This window comes from Massilia sp. Masssp93, from assembly GCF_059491295.1.
Map to the genome: position 1 here is coordinate 3,018,305 of NZ_CP168502.1, position 19,002 is coordinate 3,037,306.

The 19,002-nt window shown below is 69.2% G+C and carries 15 protein-coding genes; 2 read left to right on the forward strand and 13 right to left on the reverse strand.

Going from position 1 to position 19,002, the window contains the following annotated elements; translation table 11 throughout:
• Positions 1 to 2: 2 nt before the first annotated feature.
• The 6 genes from ACEN9Q_RS12415 to ACEN9Q_RS12440 all read right to left on the reverse strand — a co-directional run bounded on the left by ACEN9Q_RS12415 (position 3) and on the right by ACEN9Q_RS12440 (position 5,013).
• Entirely contained in the window at positions 3 to 830 is an 828-nt protein-coding gene (locus ACEN9Q_RS12415) for an AraC family transcriptional regulator (protein WP_495628643.1), read from the reverse strand.
• A 33-nt stretch (positions 831 to 863) separates the two neighbouring features.
• Positions 864 to 1,820: a WD40/YVTN/BNR-like repeat-containing protein gene (locus ACEN9Q_RS12420; RefSeq protein ID WP_495628644.1), complete on the reverse strand. Its 957-nt coding sequence runs from the start codon at positions 1,818 to 1,820 to the stop codon at positions 864 to 866.
• Positions 1,821 to 1,831: 11 nt separating this feature from the next.
• Complete coding sequence (locus ACEN9Q_RS12425) at positions 1,832 to 2,371, reverse strand: hypothetical protein (protein WP_495628645.1); 540 nt, start codon at positions 2,369 to 2,371, stop codon at positions 1,832 to 1,834.
• A 108-nt stretch (positions 2,372 to 2,479) separates the two neighbouring features.
• Positions 2,480 to 3,085, reverse strand: coding sequence for a 2-dehydro-3-deoxy-6-phosphogalactonate aldolase (locus ACEN9Q_RS12430; RefSeq protein ID WP_495628646.1), 606 nt, complete (start codon positions 3,083 to 3,085; stop codon positions 2,480 to 2,482).
• Positions 3,082 to 3,984 carry a 2-dehydro-3-deoxygalactonokinase gene (locus ACEN9Q_RS12435; protein ID WP_495628647.1) on the reverse strand — a complete coding sequence of 301 codons (903 nt, stop codon included), beginning with the start codon at positions 3,982 to 3,984 and terminating at the stop codon, positions 3,082 to 3,084. The genes ACEN9Q_RS12430 and ACEN9Q_RS12435 overlap by 4 nt, the downstream gene beginning before the upstream one ends.
• A gap of 54 nt (positions 3,985 to 4,038) precedes the next feature.
• Entirely contained in the window at positions 4,039 to 5,013 is a 975-nt protein-coding gene (locus ACEN9Q_RS12440) for a LysR substrate-binding domain-containing protein (RefSeq protein ID WP_056451174.1), read from the reverse strand.
• Between the two features lie 125 nt (positions 5,014 to 5,138).
• On the opposite strand from ACEN9Q_RS12440, the gene ACEN9Q_RS12445 reads away from it, so the two are divergent.
• Positions 5,139 to 7,685: a P-loop NTPase fold protein gene (locus ACEN9Q_RS12445; protein WP_495628648.1), complete on the forward strand. Its 2,547-nt coding sequence runs from the start codon at positions 5,139 to 5,141 to the stop codon at positions 7,683 to 7,685.
• Here ACEN9Q_RS12445 and ACEN9Q_RS12450 read toward each other — a convergent pair.
• The 3 genes from ACEN9Q_RS12450 to ACEN9Q_RS12460 all read right to left on the reverse strand — a co-directional run bounded on the left by ACEN9Q_RS12450 (position 7,676) and on the right by ACEN9Q_RS12460 (position 10,067).
• Positions 7,676 to 8,449 carry an SDR family oxidoreductase gene (locus tag ACEN9Q_RS12450; protein ID WP_056451168.1) on the reverse strand — a complete coding sequence of 258 codons (774 nt, stop codon included), beginning with the start codon at positions 8,447 to 8,449 and terminating at the stop codon, positions 7,676 to 7,678. The two genes, ACEN9Q_RS12445 and ACEN9Q_RS12450, sit on opposite strands and share 10 nt — an antisense overlap.
• Positions 8,450 to 8,519: 70 nt before the next feature.
• Positions 8,520 to 9,668: a galactonate dehydratase gene (dgoD, locus tag ACEN9Q_RS12455; protein WP_495628649.1), complete on the reverse strand. Its 1,149-nt coding sequence runs from the start codon at positions 9,666 to 9,668 to the stop codon at positions 8,520 to 8,522.
• Between the two features lie 105 nt (positions 9,669 to 9,773).
• A complete protein-coding gene (locus ACEN9Q_RS12460) occupies positions 9,774 to 10,067 on the reverse strand; it encodes an H-NS histone family protein (RefSeq protein ID WP_056451164.1) in 294 nt (97 codons plus the stop codon).
• Between the two features lie 228 nt (positions 10,068 to 10,295).
• Here ACEN9Q_RS12460 and ACEN9Q_RS12465 point away from each other — a divergent pair, with 228 nt between their 5' ends.
• A complete protein-coding gene (locus ACEN9Q_RS12465) occupies positions 10,296 to 12,968 on the forward strand; it encodes a sensor domain-containing diguanylate cyclase (protein ID WP_495628650.1) in 2,673 nt (890 codons plus the stop codon).
• A 17-nt stretch (positions 12,969 to 12,985) separates the two neighbouring features.
• Here ACEN9Q_RS12465 and ACEN9Q_RS12470 read toward each other — a convergent pair whose 3' ends face one another.
• The 4 genes from ACEN9Q_RS12470 to ACEN9Q_RS12485 all read right to left on the reverse strand — a co-directional run bounded on the left by ACEN9Q_RS12470 (position 12,986) and on the right by ACEN9Q_RS12485 (position 18,989).
• The gene (locus ACEN9Q_RS12470; RefSeq protein WP_495628651.1) at positions 12,986 to 15,373 is read right to left on the reverse strand and encodes a sensor domain-containing protein; all 2,388 of its coding nucleotides are present in this window, start codon (positions 15,371 to 15,373) and stop codon (positions 12,986 to 12,988) included.
• 229 nt (positions 15,374 to 15,602) lie between these two features.
• Positions 15,603 to 17,186: an SDR family oxidoreductase gene (locus ACEN9Q_RS12475; RefSeq protein WP_495628652.1), complete on the reverse strand. Its 1,584-nt coding sequence runs from the start codon at positions 17,184 to 17,186 to the stop codon at positions 15,603 to 15,605.
• Positions 17,187 to 17,208: 22 nt separating this feature from the next.
• Positions 17,209 to 18,216: a DUF2156 domain-containing protein gene (locus ACEN9Q_RS12480; protein ID WP_056451149.1), complete on the reverse strand. Its 1,008-nt coding sequence runs from the start codon at positions 18,214 to 18,216 to the stop codon at positions 17,209 to 17,211.
• Positions 18,217 to 18,341: 125 nt separating this feature from the next.
• Positions 18,342 to 18,989 (reverse strand): class I SAM-dependent methyltransferase, encoded by a 648-nt coding sequence (locus ACEN9Q_RS12485; RefSeq protein WP_056451146.1) that lies wholly within the window; start codon positions 18,987 to 18,989, stop codon positions 18,342 to 18,344.
• Positions 18,990 to 19,002 lie beyond the last annotated feature (13 nt).

Here is a 19,002-nt window from a genome sequence, read left to right on the forward strand (position 1 = left end):
ATTCAATCGCGGTACTGGCCGGGCGTCGCGGCCGTCATGCGCTTGAAGACGCGCTGGAAATGGGCCTGGTCGGAAAAGCCCACGTCCAGCGCCACCTGGGCGATCGGCGCCCCGGCGCGCAGCCGCGCTTTCGCGTACTGGATGCGGCGGTTGGTCTGGTATTCGTGCGGCGCGACGCCGTAGCGCTTCTTGAACGCACGGATCAGGTAGGAGCCGGACAGGTGCGCGGCGGCGCACAGGTCCTGCAGCGGCAGGGCATGGGCGAAATGCGTATCGATGTAGCGCGCGACGCGTTCGACCTTCGGCGTGGCGGCGGCCTCCGGATGCCGTCCCGGCGCGAGCTCGCCGTCCAGCAGCGCGACGAAGTCGACGACGGCCGCCTCGCGCGCTGCCGCGCCGCGCCGTGCATCCGTGAGCAGCGCAAGCAGCCGCACGCCGGCGTCGACGACATGCGGCGCGCGCAGCGCCGCCAGGTCGTACGGTCGAAACGCACGATCCGCGTCGCCGCGCAGGCGCGCCTGCACGCGGCCCAGCCAGGCCGGATCGATATAAAACATCACGTACGACCACGGCGCGTCGCCGACCGGATTGCAGCCGTGGACGTCGCCCGGATTGACGACGACGACGGCGCCCTGCTCCACCACTTCCGCATGCGCCCCGTTGACGTAGGTGCTGCGGCCGCCCGTGATGACGCCGATGGAATGCGTTTCGTGCCAGTGCCGCCCGTAATCCAGGCCGCGCCCGTCGGCCACGCAACGCGCTTCGATGAACGGCAGGGCGGGGTCGCGCCAGAAGGCCTGGTGCGCGCGCGGTCGGTCGGATCGGGTCATGGGCTCCATTCCAGCAACGCCTCCGCCGTCATATCAGAAGACGATCCGGCTCCACTCGCCGCCGGCGGGGCCGTGCGAATATTCGATGCAGCCCGGTCCGCGCGGCTGCTCGGTCTGGATAAAGTAGAGACGCCCCCCGGCCGTACGCACGTCCGTGGCCGCAAACGTGCCTCGCACATGGGTCAGGTGGCCATCGTAGAACCAGGCGCCGTCGGCACTGGCCGCCGCCAGCCCGCCGCGCCACGGCGCCAGCCCCATGAAGCGGGCGCCCTCCGCTTTCTCCACCAGCGCAAAACGGTCGCGTTCGCGCCTGAGCAATTCCCCACGATTCGTCACCGCGAACACCTCGCCCGTCGCGCGCAGCGCAACGATGCCGGTGACGATGGTGACGGCGTCGATCATGTCCGGTGCGGGGACGACCGACCAGCGCCCGCCGTTCCAGTGCAGGATGGTGCCGCGGTATCCCACGGCATACACATCGTCCTGCGAAAAGCCGTGCACCTTGGTCAGGCTCGCGCCCGTCCCGGCATCGAATTCCCGCCACGCGCGGCCATTCCAGTGATAGACCGACCCGGACGCGGTCGCGAGGAACACCGCATCGTCCGATGGGCACCAGACGGCGGTGACGTTCGGCGGCAGGCCGCAACCGGCCAGCGGCGGCAACCACATGGCCGTCCAGCGCAGCCCGGCGTCGTGCACGTCGAAGGCGGGGCCGCCGGCAGGCCAGTTGACCTGCGCCGTCGTCCACACCGAGCCGTCGCTTCCACCGAGCCAGAGATTGTGCCGCGGCGATTGCCACATCGCAGCCAACGGACTGCCGGTGCTCAGGACGGAGCGTGTCTCCCGGTCACCGCTCAGGCTGTGAAGGAGTAACTGTCCACCCGCATTGAGCGGGTCCGACTCGCGATAGGCGGTGGTCAGGACGAACAGGCCGTGGTGTTCCGCGTACGTCACCGACAGGCTGTTCCTGATCCAATCGTCTTCAGCCATGGATTCTCCGGTTAGATGTCTTTGTATATCTGGGCCTTGGTGACGACCTTGGGCGGCGCGCTGCCGCCCACGATGCCGTTCGCCAGATACGTTTGCGTACTCGCCTTGAGATTATTCTCGAAATGCGCCTGCATCTTGTAGCGAATCGCATACGCAGCCTGCTGCGCCGCGAGCACCTGCCTGTTCGCGATCTCCTGCGTGGTCAGGTTCGACACGTTACCCGCGTAGGTACGGTGCGCCGCGATCGACTCCGCCGTGACGGCCTGCATGAAATCGCACCACTGCCCGATCGTCGGGTACTGCCCCTTTTTTGCGACCTCGTTGCAGAACGCCCGTTCGCGGTCGGTAAGGTATTTGTGCTCGGTGCCCGCCATCTGGTCGTCTTCGACCCAGTAGGTCAGGGCCTTGCCTTCCGAATACTTGCCGGCGCCGTGGACCGTGGCGCCGGAACGCCCGGTGCCGGCGATGAAGCATGAATTGGGTATGAAATGCTCGGCCTGCACGTTTGCGGGTCGTACGCCCTTGCCGCCGGCAGCCCTGCTTGGCTGCATCGGACACTCTGAACAAAACGGCTCCCCTCCATGCTGATCGCCCTTGCCTGGACTGCTTGAAACAGCAGGCTAACGAGCGCTGTCCGGCAGGTCAACCTCACAGGAGAACTAGGTGCGCCAGGCCAGCGCAAACGCTGCCGCGCGCGCGGCCAGCGCGTCCGGGGCCACGCCCGGCGCAAACAACTGGCCGCCGATCCCCGCCCCCGTCGCGCCGGCCGCCTTCCACGCGGGGATCTGCTCGGGCGTCACGCCGCCCACGGGCCACAACGGCGTCCCGGCGGGCAGCACGGATGTCAGCGCCTTCAGTCCGGCGGGGCCGATGGACTCGGCCGGGAACAGTTTCAGGGCATGCGCCCCCGCGTCCAGCGCCGCGAACGCCTCCGTCGGCGTGGCGACACCGGGCGCGCACAGCATGCCCGCCGCGCGCGCATGCGCGATCGCGGCCGGATTGCAGTTCGGCGCGACGAACAGGCGGCCGCCGGCCTGCGCGACGGCGTCGACGTCGGCCACGTTCAGCATCGTGCCGCCGCCGACGATGGCGTCAAGCGGCGCCATGTCGACGAGGATGCGGATCGCGGCCAGCGCGCCCGGCCGGTTCAGCGGCACTTCGAGCAGGCGCCAGCCGGCGTCGAACAGCACGTGGCCGACGGTGGCGGCGTCCTTGGGGTCGAGGCCGCGCAGGATGGCGACGAGGGGCAGGTCAGGGAGATTCATGAGGGTATCCGGTCCAGGAAGCGCGCCAGCGCCGCGCAGTACACGCGGTCGGGATCGAGCCCGGCGAGCGTCACGCCGAAGTGGCCGGCCGCGCGCGCGTAGCGGGCCTGCAGCGCCGGCGACCCGATGCAGGTCAGCGGCGCGGCGCGCCCGGCCGCGACGAATTCAGCGCCGACGAGCAGGCCGCTCACGAACGACCGCGCCTGCGCGGCGGGCATGGCGCCCGTGACGACGCGGGCCCGCACGCCGAACAGCGCGTTCGACAGCGGCGCGCCAAGGCGGGCTTCGTCCAGGCCGGCGACGAAGGCCGCGTCGTCGTCGTCACCCGTCATCAGCGGCGCCAGCGTGCCGTGCGCGGACAGCGTCGCGAACAGCTCGCCCGTCATGAACGTGGCGATGCGGCGCATGATGCCGTCTTCGACGAGCACCCATTTGCTGTGCGTGCCGGGCAGGACGAACCAGCCGTCGCGCCGGCCCAGCGCCACGGCGCCCAGCAGCTGGGTTTCTTCGCCGCGCATCACGTCCACGTGTGCGCCGCGCTGGGCGTAGCCGGGCACGATCAGGCAGGGCCGCCCGGCGCGCGGGTCGTCGATGCAAACGAGGCGGTCCGGCAGCGCTTCCAGCGGCACGCCGATGTCGAGATAAGGGATGTCGCGCCAGCCCTGGGCGCTGCCCACCATGCCGGAGGCGACGACGGGAACGTCGGCATCGACGTCCATGACCGCCAGCAGCCGTGCGAACGAACCGGCGAAATCGGGCCGCGCCGCCAGCATGCCCTGGTCGTCGGCCCGTTCGGCCAGGCGGGCGCCCGCCGCATCGACGAGGTAGGCGCGGCGGTTGCTCGTGCCCCAGTCGATGCCGAGCAGGCGGCGGGTCGAAGTCGGCGCGCAGGTATCCATGGCGCCATGCTACCCGCTATGCGCCGCGCCGACCCATCGCGTGTGCGCGCCCTGCTATCCCGATTTGATATACGTGACGCGCGCCGTCGGCTTGGGGCGCGTGGCCGTCTCGCGCAGCGCGCCCAGCATCGCTTCCGCCGCCGGCGACAGCTGGTGGTGGCGCCGGGTGATGATGCCGTAGACGTCCATGCGCAGGTTCAGCTCGTACGGCAGCACGGCCAGCAGGCCGTTGTCCAGGTACGGCTTGACCAGTTCCACCGACATCGGCGCCACCATGTCGCTGCCCAGCAGCAGCGTCGTCACGACCGGCAGTTCGGCCGTCGACACCGTTTCCGCCGGCTGCTCCAGCCCCTGCGTGAGGAACAGCGACGCGATCCGGTCGCGCACCATGCTGCCGGCCGGCGGCACGATCCACGCCTGGCGCGCCAGGTCGGCCAGGTCGAGGCCGCGCGCGCCCAGCAGCGGGTGGCCGGCGCGCACGATCAAGCAGTGCGGCTCGTCGGTGATCGGCTCGAAATGGAATTCGTCGGCGATGGCGCCGTCGACGACGCGGCCGATCACGATGTCCAGGTCGCCCGCGCGCAGGTGCTCGACCAGCTGCTTGCTGCTGTTGACTTCGATCGACACGTTCAGGCGCGCATGCCGCGTCTTGAGCAGGGTGACGGCGGCGGGCACCAGCGTCGTCGACGGCGTCAGGATGGCGCCGACCGCGACCCGCCCGCGCAGGCCGGACATCAGTTCCATCACTTCCTGGTAGGCGGCGTCCATCTCCGCCAGCGAGGCGCCGGCGCGGCGGATCAGCACCTTGCCGTACCACGTCGGCTCGACGCCGCGCGGCAGGCGCTCGAACAGGGTGACGCCCAGCGCGTGTTCCAGCTCGCCGAGCAGCTTCGACGCGGCCGGCTGGGTCAGGTTCGCGGCCTGGGCGGCCTGCATGATCGACCCGTGCCTGCCCAGTTCGACGAGCAGGACGAGGTGGCGCGTCTTGAGGTAGGCGCGGACGAAGCGGTCGGAACGGGGATCGGACATGGCGGTGCGGCGTGGGCCTCGTAAGTTTCCGTAATGATAGTTGCCCATCCGTTCAGGGTCAAACAACATCGGCGCCGCACGCCTCCGGCGTCGCCGGACGCTGGTGCCGGCGACCTCGTGCGACAATGAATCCACCATCACGCAGCACCAACTTCGGGAGGCACCCCATGGCCGGCCAGTGGAGCGACGATTTATTGCTTGGCGTTGTCGAGGATGCGAAAAAGGCGAACCAGGACATCGCCGACGCCGTCGACGGGCTCGAGGATGCGCCGAAGCGGCGCGTGCTGCAAGCGGTACTGAAAGGCCGCGACGAGATCGAAGATGCGGCACGCGACGAGTTCGCGACGTGGAATGAATTGCTGAAGCAGCGCGCGGACGACAGCGAGAAGGTCCGGTCGGCCGGCTGGAAGAAGCCGCTCGGCTTCGCGATCGTCTATTACGGCAGCGGCACGCTGGTCACGTTATGGTGGGTGGCCTTCCTGGTCGTCTATCCGATCAACGCCATCTTTTTCACCAGCTTCGGACTGCCCTGGACCACGCTGCTCGCGGCCGGCGGCTGGCCGCTGGTGGCCGGCATCGCGGCCGTGATCGCCGTCGTCCACGCCCTCTGGATCTGGTTTTCGTCCCGCCACGACGCCAACGTCAAGAAAGAACAGGTCAATTTGCGCGGCACCCTCGACATCGCCGGCACCCAGGCCCGCATCGACGCCATCAGGCTCAAGCTGCGCCAGCGCGGCGTCGACGCGGCGGCGCACGTCTGGCGCAAGGTCATCAACGAGCGGCTCCGTCCCGTCTACCGGACGGAGCACGGTTTCGTCGCCGACTTCACGCTGGAGGCGGCCATCCAGCGCAGCCAGATGGTCCGCACGCCCGCCTACGCCAACCTGATGTTCATGCTGGAAAACCTCACCGGCGGTGCCATCGGCGTGGCTGGCCCGCGGGGCGCGGGCAAGTCCACCCTGCTGCAGTGGGTCTGCGACGACCGCCAGACCAGGCTGGGAAACCGCGACGTCCTGACCGTGCTGACCGCCGCCCCGGTCGATTACCAGACGCGGGATTTCCTGCTGCATCTGTTCGCCTCGCTGTGCCACCGCACCATCGAACGCCTGGCGCCCGGCTACGAGCGCACCGACTGGAAACGGCATGTGGCGCCGGCGCTCGCCTCGGGGGCCGAGGTGTGGCGCGCCTTGTTCACCGCGGCGCTGACGGCGTTGCTCGCCGGCGCGATCGTCTGGAGCATCGGCGTTGCGTGGGCCATCGGACGCGCTTACGGGCCGGCCGCCGTACCGGCCGGATCGCCGGTCGCGGCGGCGGCAGCGGCCGGCGCCGCCCCGCCCCAGCGGCTATCGGTCGCCGCGGAGCTGGGCCTGACGCCCGCCAGCCTGCTGGGCGCATCGCTCGCGCTGCTGTGCGGCGGCGGGGTGGCGCTGGTGGCCGTGACCATCCGGGCGCACCGGACCATGCCCGCCCGCGCCCCGGCCGCGAACCCGTCTCCCGCCGGGGACGCGCCGCGCAGGTTCGAGCTGCCCTGGCGCCGGTTGCTGCGCTGGCATGCCTCGATCCGCCGGGCGTTGACGCCGCAGGCCGACGCGTTGCCGCCGTCGGACATCGTGCAGGAAGCGTTGAACTGGCTGCAGGAGATCAAGTTCCAGCAGAGCTATACGCTGGGCTGGACCGGCGCGCTGAAGATGCCGCTGGGCGTCGAAGGCTCGCTCACGCAGGCCCGCTCGCTGGCGCAGCAGCAACTCACCCTGCCCGAGCTGGTCGACGCCTACAAACGGTTCCTCGCCAAGGTCGCCGCGCGCGACACCGTGGTGATCGGCATCGATGAGCTCGACAAGATCGAATCGGACGAGAAGGCGCAGCGCTTCCTCAACGATATCAAGGTCGTGTTCGGCGTCTACAACGTGTTTTTCCTCGTGTCCGTCTCCGAAAACGCGATGAGCCAGTTCGAGCGCCGCGGGCTCCCGTTCCGCGATGCCTTCGACTCCGCGTTCGACGACGTGGTCATCGTCGACCATCTGCGGTTCACCCAATCTCGGCGCCTGCTGGAAGAACGCATCGTGGCGCTGCCGGTCCAGTTCCAGGCCCTGTGCCACGTCATGTCGGCCGGACTGGCGCGCGAGCTGGTCCGGACACTGCGGGACCTGGTGCGTGCCGCCAAGGACGCGGGCGGCAACACGCCCGTCGCGCTCGACGACGTGGCCAGGCGGCTGGTCGAGGCGGAGATCGGCGCCAAGGTCGCGGCGTTCCGCACGCTGGCGGAGCGGTTGCCGCCGTCCCCGGACCGCGCGGCCTTGCTGCTGCAGGTGCACCGCATCGCCAGCGTCGCGCCCACGGCCGCGGCGTTGTACGACAGCCACCGCGCGCTGCTGCCGCCGGCGCCCGCGCGACGGCGCTGGTTCCGCGCGGCGCCTGCGCCCCGGCCGGCGCAGGACGCCACCGTGCTGGCCCTGAACGAGGAACTCGCGACCTACCTGCAGTTCCTCGCCGCCGTCGTGTGCATCTTTACGTCGCGCCTGGACGAGGCGGCGACGCGGCAAGCCGACGACCGCGGCGCCTTCGACGAACTGGCCGCGGCGCGGCGTGCGCAAAGCATCAACCAGTCGCTCGCGCGCTCACTGGTCGACAAGGTCCTGGGCGATATGCGGTTGTCCGCCGCTCAATCGTGATAGACCTGGCTCCGGCCGCCGTCCACCAGCAGGTCGGTCGCGTTCACGAACCGCGCTTCGTCGCTGGCGAGGAACAGCGCCGCGTTGGCGACGTCGTCCGGTTCGCCGATCCAGCCGCACGGCAGCAGCGCGGCCTGGCGCCGGCGTTCCGCTTCCGGATCGGGGAAGCCGGCCAGCCACGCCTCGATGCGCTCGGTCAGGATCAGGCCCGGCGAGATCGAATTCACGCGGATGCCGCGCGCCGCGTACTCGACGCCGAGCGAACGCGTGAGCCCGATCAGCCCGTGCTTCGCGACGGGATACGGAAAACAGCCCTTGATGATCTTGTGGCCGTGCACGGACGCGATGTTCACGATGCTGCCGCCGCCTTGCGCCAGCATCGCCGGCAGCACGGCGCGGCAGGCGTTCCAGGCGCCTTCCAGGTCGAGCCCCAGGCAGCGCCGCCAGCCTTCCGTGTCCAGTTCGAGCGGGTCGGCGAATACGTTCACGCCCGCATTGTTGACGAGGATGTCGATGCGTCCGAAGTGCGCCAGCGCGCGCCCGGCCAGGCGTTCCACCGCGGCGCTGTCGGTGATGTCGGCCTGCACGAACAGGCTGCGCGCACTGCCCAGTTCCTCCTGCAGCGCCCGCGCGGCGGCATCGATCACGTGGCTGTTGATGACCACCCGCGCGCCTTCGCGCGCAAACCGGCGCGCGACGGCCGCGCCGATGCCCATGGTGGAGCCGGTGACGATCGCCACCTTCCCTTCGAGTCGTCCGTTCATCTCTTCCTGCCGCTTCCCCGGTGATGCATGTTTTTATATACCATGCATCGTACACCACGGGCCGGCAGGTCTACCACTCCGCGACGCTGCCGTCGGCGTGGCGCCAGACGGGATTGCGCCAGTCCGGTGCCTGGCGGCTCGCCTCGATCACGCGTTCCTCGTCGATCTCCACGCCGAGGCCGGGCTTCGGCAGCGGCCGGATCCAGCCGCTGCTCAAGCGGAAATCGTCCTTGTTCTTCACATAATCCAGCAGCTCCGCGCCCTGGTTGTAGTGGATGCCCATGCTCTGCTCCTGCAGCACGGCGTTGTGGGCGACGAAGTCGACCTGCAGGCAGGACGCCAGCGCCACCGGCCCGAGCGGGCAATGCGGTGCGAACGCGATATCGTGCGCCTCGGCCATCGCGGCGATCTTGACGCATTCCGTGATGCCGCCCGCGTGCGACAGGTCGGGCTGGACGATGGCCAGGCCGCCCCGGTCGAACACGCGCTTGAAGTCGAAGCGCGAGTACATGCGCTCGCCCGCCGCCAGCGGAATCGCGGTGGCGTCGGCCAGCGCGCGATAGTACTCGTCCTGCTCGGCCAGCACCGGCTCCTCGACGAACAGCGGGCGGAACGGCTCCAGTTCGCGCAGCAGCACCTTCGCCATCGGCGCCGACACGCGTCCGTGGAAGTCGACGCCGAACTCGATCTCGTAGCCGAATTTCGAACGCACCTCGGCCACGCGGGCGACGGCCTGGTCGACCTTGCGCGCGCTGTCGACGATGCCCAGTTCCTCCGTGCCGTTCATCTTGAACGTATCGAAGCCGGCTTCGCGCAGCGCCTGGATGCCGGCGATCAGCTCGGCCGGACGGTCGCCGCCGACCCAGCTGTACGTCTTCATCCGGTCGCGCACGAGGCCACCCAGCAGCTCGTAGACCGGCTGCCCCAGCACCTTGCCCTTGATGTCCCACAGCGCCTGGTCGATGCCGGCGATGGCGCTCATCAGGATCGGCCCGCCGCGGTAGAAGCCGGCGCGGTACATCGTCTGCCACAGATCGTTGATCCGCGCGGGGTCCTTGCCGACCAGGTAGTCGGACAGCTCGTGCACGGCCGCCTCGACGGTGCGCGCGCGGCCCTCGATGACGGGTTCGCCCCAGCCGGCGACGCCCTCGTCGGTCTCGATCTTGAGCAGCATCCAGCGCGGCGGGACGCGGTAGGTGGTGAGTCGGGTGATTTTCATGGCGGCCAGTGTAGCCGCGGTCGTGCCGTCGCATGCATGCGCAATCGCGGGAGACCTATACAGTTCCGATATAGACCCTGCCGCCGGGCGGCGCCTGCCTGAAATTCAGATCTTGAACTCGTCCAGCGACCGCCCGCTGGCCAGCGCCTCGGCGATCCAGCGCGGCTGGCGTCCGCGCCCCGTCCAGGTCTGGCCGCTGTCGGCCGGGTTGCGGTAGCGCGGCAAGGCCTTCTGCACGAGCGCGTCCAGCGGGATGCCCGCGTCGGCCGCGAGCGCGTGGATACGGGCGCGCGCCTGTTCGCGCTCCTCGCGGACGCGGCGCTGGAGCTCCTGTCCGATATCGAAGTACAAACCTTTCAGTTCGGCCAGGTCATAACCGGTGAGATCGATCGGCGCCATGGGTCGGTAGTCCTTTGCCAGGAAAGTTGCGCGGAGCTCCATTTTACTCTGTTGCGGCCGCGCCGATATGTGAACTGCAACGTAGCCGGCGCGCCACAATTCGCCCAATCGCTGAACTTTCTGTAAGGCATTACGTGTTACGATTCCTCACTGGCGTCCGTCCCAATCCCCGACGGCGCCTTCTTTTGCGGCCCCTGCCCCGCCGCCGTTCATATTTCCGGAACGGCCATGCTGATGACCTCGACGACACCCGAAACTTCACGCCTCGCGGCCCTGGCCGCGCTCGACCTGCTCGACACCGGGCCGGAGCCCCGCTTCGACCGCTTCACGCGCCTGGCCGCGCTGACGTTCGGCGTACCCATCGCGCTGATCACGCTCGTGGACGAGAACCGCCAGTGGTTCAAGTCGCGCTGCGGGCTGGACGTCGAAGAAACGCCCCGCTCCGTCGCGTTCTGCGGCGACGTCGTGGCACAGCGCGCCATGCTCGTCGTCGAGGATACGGCGCTGGCCCCGCGTTTCGCCGACAATCCCCTCGTCCGGGGCGAACCGCACATCCGTTTCTATGCCGGCCAGCCGCTGTTTTGCGACGGCCATGCCGTCGGCACGCTGTGCATCGCCGACCGCAACCCGCGCCGCTTCGACGATGGCCAGCGCCAGTGCCTGCGCGACCTCGCCGACCTGGTCGAAGTGGAACTGAACCAGGCGCGGGTCGCGACGGCGCGCGTGATGGCCGAACAGGGCCTCAAGTCGCTCAACGCCGAACTGGAACAGCGGGTCGCGCAGCGCACGGCCGAACTGGAAACCCGCCTCGCCGAACTGTCCGCCGAAGCCTCCCAGCGCAAGGCCGCCGAAACGTCGCTGCGCGATGCCCAGTCGTGGAACGACACGATCGTCGCGACGTCGTACAGCGCCTTCGTCGGCGCCGACGGCGAGGGGCGGATCATGGAATGGAACCCCGCGGCCGAGCGCATCTTCGGCTGGAGCCGCGGCCAGGCCGTCGGCCGTCCGCTGGCGGAACTGATCGTGCCGCAAGAACTGCGCGCCGCCCACACAGCCGGCATGGCGCGCTTCCTCGCGACCGGCGTCAGCACCGTGGTCGACCGCCGGATCGAACTGCCCGCGCTGACGGCGAACGGACGCCGCCTCACCGTCGAGATGCGGGTCGGCGCCTACGAATGGCAGGGCCGGCGCTGCGTCGGCGCGTTCCTCGACGACGTATCGGAACGCAACCGCACGCGCCAGCAGCTCGAGGAAAAGCAGGAACTGCTGGACGCCGTGCTGGAATCGATCGACGTCGCCGTCGTCGCCTGCGACGCGGAAGGCAACCTCACGCTGTTCAACAAGAAGGCCCGCATGCTGCACGGCCTGGGCCAGGAATGCGTCACGTCGTCCGACTGGCCCACGTATTACTCGCTGTTCGAAGCCGACGGGCACACGCCGCTGCCGGCCGACGAGGTGCCGTTGGCGCGCGTGCTGCGCGGCGAGGTGGTGCGCGAACAGGCCATGACGGTCGCGCCGGCCGGCCGCCCCGCCGCCACGCTGCTCGCCAGCGGCCGCCCGCTGCGCAGCAAGAGCGGCCGCGCGCTCGGCGCCGTCGTCGCCATGCAGGACATCACGGAACGCAACACCGCGCGCGAACAGATGGAAACGAGCGAACGACGGCTGCGCGCCGTCACGGAAAACCTGCCGGCGCTGATCGGCAAGGTCAACGCGGCCGGCAAATTCGTGTTCCTGAACGGCCGCGCCATCCAGTTCTACGGCAAATCGGCCGCGGCCCTCATCGGCCACGACGTGCGCGACGCGTATTCCGAGGCCGAGTACACCAAGCTGCAACCGCATCTACGGCGCGTCCACGCGGGCGAGCGCAGCACGTTCGAAGACGTCATCGAGGTGAATGGCCGCCAGTTGTACTACCAGTGCGTGTTCGTGCCGCAGCGGACGGTGGACGGCACCCCGGACGGCTACTACGCGATGGCCTTCGACATGACCGCCCGCAAGCTCAGCGAGCTGCGCCAGGCCGAGAGCGAGGAGCGGCTGCGCACCATCACGGACAACGTGCCGGTGCTGATCGCCTACCTCGACGCCGACCGCCGCTATGCCTTCGCCAACGCCGTGCACGCGTCGTGGCTCGGCGTGCGCCCGGAACAGGTGATCGGGCTGACCGTCGAACAGGCGTTCGGCCCGGCCTTCCACGCCCCGCAGGCCAAGGCGCTGGAACAGGCCTGGCTCGGCACCGCGTCGCAATGCGAGCACGAGATCGTGCGCAAGAGCCAGACGCGCATCGTCCATTCGACCTTCCTGCCGCAGATGCGCGCGGGCCGCGTGGTGGGCGTGTACATCCTGACGACCGACGCGACGGCCTCGCGCATGCACGAGCGCAGCCTGCACGCGCTGGCGCATACGGACCCGCTCACGCAGCTGCCGAACCGGCGCCGCTTCGAGCAGGCGCTGGCCGGCACCGCCGGCCGCGCGCGCCAGGGCGACCGCGATTGCGCGCTGCTGTACCTGGACATCGACTTCTTCAAGCAGATCAACGACCGCTACGGCCACGCGACGGGCGACGACGTGCTCGTCGAATTCGCGCACCGCCTGCGCGCCGCCGTGCGCGCGTCCGACCTCGTGGCGCGCCTCGCCGGCGACGAATTCACGGTGCTGCTGCACGACGTGCGCAGCGAGGCCGACGTCGAGCGCGTCGCGCGCAAGATCCTGGACGCCGTTGCCGAGCCATTCGTGCTGGGCGCGCACACGCTCAAGGTCGGCACGACGATCGGCGTCGGCCTGGCGTCGGGCGGCGGCCTCGACCCGCGCGCGCTGATGGAAACGGCCGACCGCGCGCTGTACGCGGCCAAGGAAGCGGGCCGCCACACCTACGCGATCCTGCACATGGGCGAATACGTCTGACCCGCCGCCGGCGCCGGCTACAGCGCGAGGCGGGTATCGCGCCGCAGCATCTCCTGCAACCCGTCCTGCGCGATGGCGGCGCTGAAGTAATAGCCCTGCATCTGGTCGCAGTCGTGGTCGCGCAGGAACTTCAGCTGCTCGTGCGTCTCGACCCCTTCCGCGATCACCTGCAGCTTGAGGTTGTGGCCGAGGGCGATGATGGCGCGCGTGATGACGGCGTGGCCGTTGTGGAGATCGGTGGACCCGCCGAGGAAGGACCGGTCGATCTTGATGCAGTCGACGGGGAATTTCTGCAGGTGGCTGAGGCTCGAATAGCCCGTGCCGAAGTCGTCGATCGACAGGCGCACGCCCAGCAGCTTGAGCTGGGCCAGCGCTTCGAGCGCTTCCTCCGGGTGGTCCATCAGTTGGCTTTCCGTCACTTCGAGTTCCAGGCGGTGGGCGGCCACGCCGTAGCGCGCGAGCGTGTCCGCGAGGCGGTGCACGAAGCGGCGCTGGCGCAACTGGCGCGCCGACAGGTTCACCGCGATCGTGAAATCGTCGATCCCCAGCGCGCCGAGCGTGCGCAAGGTGGCGCATGCTTCATCGAGCACCCAGTCGCCGAGCGGGACGATCAGCCCGGTCTGTTCGGCCACGGGAATGAACACGTCCGGCGGAATGATGCCGTCGACCGGATGCTGCCAGCGCACGAGTGCCTCCGCGCCGACCACCTTGCCGGTGCGCAGGTCGACCTTGGGCTGGTAGCCGAGCACCAGCTCGCGGTTGCGGATCGCGCGGGCCAGGCTCGCTTCCAGCAGCAGGTGCTGGTGCACGACCTGGTTCAGCTCGACCGAGTAGAACTGCACGTTGTTGCGGCCGAGCGTCTTGGCGTGGTACATGGCGGCGTCGGCGGCGCGCATGATGTGGTCGACCGTGCGGCCGTCCTGGGGAAACAGGCTCACGCCGATGCTCGTGCCGGGCAGGATCTCCTTGCCGCCCACGTGGATCGGCGCCGATACGCTCTGGCGGATGCGCTCGACGAGCCCGGCCAGCTGCGCCACGTCGGGCTGTTCGGCGATCACGAGCACGAACTCGTCGCCGCCCAGCCGCGCCACCGTGTCGTCCTCGCGCATGCTGTCGCGCAGGCGGGCCGCGATCTCGCGCAGGACGGCGTCGCCGGCTTCGTGGCCGAAGGTGTCGTTGATGTGCTTGAAGTTGTCGAGGTCGAGGAAGGCGAGCGCGCCCTGCTTGTGGTGGGCCGCGGCGGCATCGATCGCGGCCTTCAGGCGCTCCTGCAGCAAGGTCCGGTTGGCCAGGCCCGTGAGCCCGTCGTGGTGCGCCAGGTGCTGCAGCCGGCGCTCGTAGTGCCGGGCCTCCGTGATGTCGTTGATCACGGCGACGAAGTGCGTGACCTCGCCGTCGATGCTGGCGACCGGGTCGATGCGCAGGTCGTTCCAGAAGATCTCGCCGTTCCTGCGCCGGTTGCGCACGATCGCGCGCACGCTTTCCTGGCGCGCCAGCGCGCCGTGGATCCGCTGCCGCTCCTCCACGTCGCAGTCGTCGACGCGCAGGAAGCGCGGATTCTTGCCCTTGACCTCGGCCAGCGTGTAGCCCGTGATCTGTTCGAACGCGGGATTCACGTACTCGATGATATTGTCGGCGTCGACGCAGCACGTGATCACGATGGCGTTGACGCTCGCATACATGGCACGCTCGCGCACGCGCAGGCCGTGCTCGGCTTCCTTGCGCGCCGAGATGTCCAGCCCGGTGCCGAACACGACCGGCAAACTGCCGAGGCTCGCGCGGGCGCAGTGGAACAGGAACGGCGTTCGCTTGCCCTGGCGGCCGACGAGTTCCGCCTCGTGGGACGACGCGCCGCGGTCGAACGCTTCCAGGATCTTTTGCACGATGCCCGCCTGGGCCCGCTCGTCGAAGAAATTCTTGACGTTAAACGTCGGCAGATCCTCGCTCGACAGTTCGAGCGCCGCTTCCAGCTGGTGGTTCCACAGGAGCAGATGACCGCTCTGGTCGACCACGTAGAACACGCAGGGCAGTTCTTCGATGATGTCGGCGATGGGCAGGTCCTGGATCAGCGCGTAGCGGGTCGGCGCGAGGCCGGAGCGCGGCACGATGATCACGCTGAAACTGCCGGGCTGGTCGGGATCGAGCGACTGCGGCGCCACCGTCACCCGCACGGGCACCCGGTGCCCGTCCGCGCAGATCAGCTCGCCCGTTGAATCGGCGTTGGCCCGGTCCCGCAAGGCCGCCACGGCGGACGCGTCGTCGAAGGCGATGATGGTGTCGAGGCCGCGATTGCGGATATCGGATGCGTCGTAGCCCGCCAGCTTTTCGCAGGCGCGGTTCCAGCTCGTGATGGCCCCTGTCGCGTCGACGACGAATACCGCGAGGGGCAAAGGCGAAAGGTTCACGGGCTCCTCCTGAGAACCTGCCGGGGCTGCTTCGGATGTCGTCCGGCGGGCAAATATCATAGCGCAGTCGTAAAGTATGGGGCGCCATATTCAGGCTGCAAGGTGCCAGGTCCCGCCGGGCCTGGTTGCGGGTTTTGTTTTTGGTGGCGGACACATGTCGGTTAGTTGCATAATTTTGGCAGGGACCGGCCCCTCCGGACCGGACGCCGGACGCCCGGTCCGGCCTCCGTCAGCGCACTGCCTGCGGCGCCGCCAGCGTCGCGGCGCCGGCGCCCCCGTCCGCCTGCGCGGCGGCCGCCTCGTCCGGCACGGCATCGCGCCGGCGCAGCGCATAGCGGTTCAGTCCCGCCATGTGGACGCGGCACAGGTAGTCTTCCCAGTCGATCAGGCGCGCGTCGACCGGATACAGCCGCCGCGCCTCCTCCCCGCAGCGCGCGGCCAGCGCCAGCAGCCCCGCGTTGTGGAAGCGGTAGCGCGGATGCGCGTAGAAGGCGAACGTCAGCGCCAGCAGGCGCGTGGTGCGCAGTTTGTCGAGCGCGCGCGTGGCGCCCGGCGCGCCCGCGAGCCGGCGCAGGCCGTTCCACGCGGTGGCGCCGAGGCCGAACGCGCCCAGCACGAAGCGGAACGTGCCCTCCCCGACCGTGCGGAAATCGTGCTTCGGCTCGGCATGGAACAGGCGGTCGTAGTTGCGCCAGTTGCGCTTGGCTTCCGCCTGCAGCAGGCGGATCAGTTCGCCGAGCGCGAGCGGATTCGTCGAGCCGCTGCAGCACTGGTAGATGCGGTGGCGCGGCGCGCCGGACAGCGCTTCGGCGCCGGCCAGCACGATCGCGTTGGCGACCAGGTCGACGGGGACGATGTCGATGATGCCGTCGCGCCGCGCGGGAAAGAAGCTCGTCTTGCCGCGCGCGTAGGCGAGGATGACGGCGTCCGCCACCTTGACGCCCTCGATCCAGCCGGGCGCCGGCTCGCGCAGCGTGCTTTCGATGATGGACGGGCGCACGATCGTGAGCATGCGCCCGTGCATGACGCGCAGCGCGACCTGCTCACCGAGCCATTTGGTGAACGTGTAGGTGTCGTTCCAGCCGTGGCGCTGGGCCTGGGCGATGCCGAGGTCCGTCAGGCGCCGGCGCAGCCGTTCCGGGTCGGCGCAGCTGGAGCGCACGCGCTCGATCTTGCGCTGCAGCGAATCGATCAGGGCGTCGACGTCGTACCAGCCGTCGCGGTGGCGCGGGATCGCGTCGCGCGCCGCGCCGGCCGGCGCCACGACCTCTTCGCGCATCTCGCCGCGGTTGTAGCCGTTCACATAACAGGTCGAGACGTGCACGAGCGGCGCGCCGGCCACGCGCGCGAAGGCCGTCACGTGGCGCAGGCTGAGCGTGTTGATGGCCAGCGCCTGGTCGAGCGGTTCGCGGAAATCGACGCTGGCCGCCGCGTTCACGACGACGTCCACCTCGCGCGCCAGCGCCTCGAAACGCGCGGGCGGCAGGCCGAAGCCGGCCTCCGTGATCTCGCCGGTCACGCATTCCACGCGCTCGGCCAGGAAGCGCTCCAGCCGGGCCGGCCGCACGCCGCGCAGGTGGTCGAAGACGGTCGACGGCGCGATCTCGCGTTCGAAGCGCGCGCGGGCGTCGCCGTGCCCGCCCGCGCGGACCAGCAGCACGACGCGCCCCAGGTCGGGCACCGTGCGGATCAGCTTTTCCAGCAGGACCTTCGCGACGAAGCCGGTGGCGCCCGTGAGCAGGATGCACTTGCCGGCATAGGCGGCGCGCACGTCCGGCACGGCCGCGGCGGTCTCGTTGATTGATGTCGTCATGGCGTCTCCGGTGAATATTGGCTCAGATGATCCGCGTCAGGCGGAACATGGCCGTCATGGCGAGGGCCGGCAGCGCGTGCCGGTGGCAGCAATACGTCTTTTCGACGCGCCCCTGGAAGCGCGACTTGGCGAATTCCAGCCCCTTGAAGTTGTACAGGAAGTCCATCCGCTCGCGGGTCACGGACAGGGTCGCGCGCAGCAGGCGCGATTCCTGCGGCTCCAGCTGATCGGACAGCATCAGCGGCGTCAGGCCCAGGTCGACGAACGGCACGCCTTCTTCCTGGAAGCGCGCGATGGCATGCGCCATCAGCGCATACCACAGGCCCTGGCGGAAGTTGGCGGACGAGCGCGAGATGTTCGGCACGTAGCCGGCGAGGCGCCCGTCGCGGTATAACGGATCGAAGAACACGAAGCCCACGGCCTCGCCATCGCGATAGGCGTAGAAGTAGCGCGTGCCTTCGCGGTAGTCGACGATCATCGGCCGGATCAGGAAGCGGATCTCGTTGTTCTTGCAGCGGCGCGTGCGGATCCACGCCTCGGAAATCCGGCGCACGTCGTGGTCGAAGCCGCCCTCGCGGATCTCGATGCCGTCCTGGCGCGCCGCGTTGATCGCGGTACGGATCACCTGCTTGCGCGCGCCGCGCAGCGACCAGCCGGCGAGGTCGATGCGCGCTTCGCTGCCGAACTGGGTGCCGTAATAGCCGTGGCGGGCGTGCAGGTGGTCGACGACGCCCTTGCCCACCTGGACGAAGACGGCGTCCGGATGGCGGTCGAGGAAGGCGTCCAGCATCGCGTCGCGCAGGTCCGGCGGGCACACCGGCTCGCCCAGCGCGAAGCGCATGCCCCAGTACTTCGCGTACGCGATATAGCCGACGCCGGGCACGTCGAAATACGACATCCCCGGCTGCATGGTGCAGAACGACAGCGCATGGCTGCCGAACTGCCGCAGGCAGGCGGCGCGCCTGGCCGTATCGTGATGGGACAGGTCGGCGACGATGCGCCGCTCCAGCGCGGCAGCGTGTTGGCTCATGTGGGCTCCGGTTGGAATCGATGGACGTGCCGCACCGTCGTCCCCGCGCAGGCGGGGACCCAAGGACGACGCGTCACCGGTCGATCAAACTTGGGCTCCCGCTCGCGCGGGAGCGACGGTTGCTCTCAGGCCGGCTTGCGGCCCAAAACCGACCAGTAGCAGTCGAGCACCAGCAGCTTGTAGTGCTTCTGCTCGCTGACCTGCAGGCCGAACTTCTTCATCCACTCCGGATAGTTGTAGATGTTATGGAAGGCGTTCCCGGCGAACAGCCAGAAGAAGCCGACGGCCCCGTACCAGTACAGGGTCTTGACGACGCGGGTCACCACGTTCCCGGTCGGGAACGAGAAATCGCCGACGACGATGTGGGCGCCCGGGCGGCCCTGGCGGATCAGGTGCGCCAGCACGCGCAGCATCATGTCCTGGTCGAACACGTTCAGGAAGAAGTTCGCGACGACCATGTCGTACTGCTCGAATTCCTCGACGAGCATGATGTCGCTGTGCACCTGGCGGATGCGCACGGCGACGCCTTCGCGGTCGAGGTTCGCCTGGAATTTCTTCAGCATGGTGGCGGACAGGTCGACCACCGTGACGTCGGCGCCGAGGCGCGCCGCATGGACCGCGTCCCTGCCGTGGCCGACCCCGGCGAACAGCACCCGGTCGCCCGGTCGCAGCTTGTCCAGCATCGCGACCTTGCAGCGGTGGATCGATTTGCCGCTGTAGAAAGCGCTGAGCCAGTCGTAGATCGGCCCCACGAACTTGTACTTGTCTCTCATGTTTGCCCCTTCC